The sequence below is a fragment of the Rugamonas sp. FW305-51 genome, from assembly GCF_058786935.1.
The window spans coordinates 1-1631 of record NZ_JBYSZG010000109.1; the positions used below are offsets into that span (position 1 = coordinate 1).

At 60.0% G+C, this 1631-nt stretch carries 1 protein-coding gene; it reads right to left on the bottom strand.

Features of this window, described 5'->3' with window-relative positions:
- Nucleotides 1-104 precede the first annotated feature (104 nt).
- Nucleotides 105-1346 carry an IS110 family RNA-guided transposase gene (locus AC3WOS_RS28485; RefSeq protein WP_492720689.1) on the bottom strand — a complete coding sequence of 414 codons (1242 nt, stop codon included), beginning with the start codon at nucleotides 1344-1346 and terminating at the stop codon, nucleotides 105-107.
- Nucleotides 1347-1631 lie beyond the last annotated feature (285 nt).

The window sequence follows — 1631 nt, forward strand, 5'->3', positions numbered from 1 at the left end:
GTGTTACCGTGAAAGCTCGGTACTGCAGGCGTATGCCTACTCACCTCGCGGTATGGCGAGTGTGATCGTACCGCCAGGCCCGACCCCTCGTGATGGCGGCGTTGTTAAGCGGTTGCCATTGCTGGCACCGCGGTTGGCCACTGGCCGATTAATCTGAGTTGCTTGATCCAGCGTGGCGCATTTTTTCTGGCGCTCATGGCGTCGTAGTCGATGTTCGGATCATGGTATGGCTCTTTGCGTGTGAGCAGCAGGTAGATCAGCCGTATCATTTTGTGGGCGATGGCGACGATCGTTTTCTTGTGGGTTTTGCGCACCATCAGGCTCTTGTATTTTGCCGCCAGCGAGCTCTTGGTCATGCGCGCCGCGTTGGCGCATTCGCACAGGATATAGCGGATGGTCGTGTTGCCTTTTCTGGTCTTGCCCGATTTGCGCTTGCCGGCCGATTCGTTATTGCCGGGGCATAGCGCGGCCCAGGCGGCCAGGCGGTCGGCACAGCCGAAGCGCGTCATGTCGTCACCGATTTCGATCAGGATCAGGGCGCTCGCAATCTGGTCGATGCCAGGGATGGTTTGCAGCAGGCGATGCGCCCATTGATAGGACGCCATGGCGCCCAGAAGATAGGTGTCGAGTTCGGCCAACTCACGTTCGAGCGTATCGATATGGCTTTGCAGGTGTTTGAGCACAAATAGATGGCGCGCCGTCAGATCGCTGTCGAGTGCCGCCTGCAACGCTTCGCGTTTGGGTTTGAGCTTGCCGTGCGCCATGTCGAGCAAGGCGTCGATCGACTTCCCCTCGATCAAGCCGGCCACGATTTTGCGCGCGGATACCCCGTTGAGGTCGCTGACGACGCCGCCCAGCTTGATGCCGCCATCGTCGAGAATTTTGTGCAGCCGGTTGACTTCACTGGCGTGCATGGTGTTGAGTTTGCGCCGGTAGCGCGACAACAGACGCAGCTCACGCAAGTCCTGGGGTGGGATGAAGCTGCCCCGCACCAGGCCGAACCGGGCCAGTACGGCCAGCCATTGCGAGTCGCTCATGTCGGTTTTGCGGCCGGGGACATGCTTGACGAAATGCGCGTTCACCACCCAGGCTTCAATCCCGGCCCGTTCGAGGTGGGCGTACAGACTCTTCCAGTAGATCCCGGTACTTTCCATAACCACCAGTTCCACGTCCAGTTCGACCAGCCATCGACATAGTTCCCGGCAATCGCGCTGGAAGCCGCCAAACTCGCGGCTGCAATGTTCTATGCCGCCGTCAGCCCGTTCGATGACGACGGTGACGACATGCAGCATGCGGTGCACGTCGATGCCGGCGACGCGCCGGTAGATGGGTTGTAGACCTTCCATGATGTCGCTCCTGTGCCTAAAATGAAGGGGCGCACAGGGCGACGATGAACTGGGAGACTCCTCAGGTGAAATTCCGCCTGGGCCTTTTTACCGTTCGTGCTACGACGCAACGCGTCGCGCGACACGCGGGGGTGCGAGCCAGTTCGGTCAAGTCTGGTTACGTCCGGGGTCGGGCCGCCATTCACAGGCCGACTTTTGTCGTCCTGTGCGCCACTCCATCTTGCTCTCGATCGAGCTTTCATGCACGGGGGCGAGAAATCCTTCCTCATGAACGGTTACGTCCCC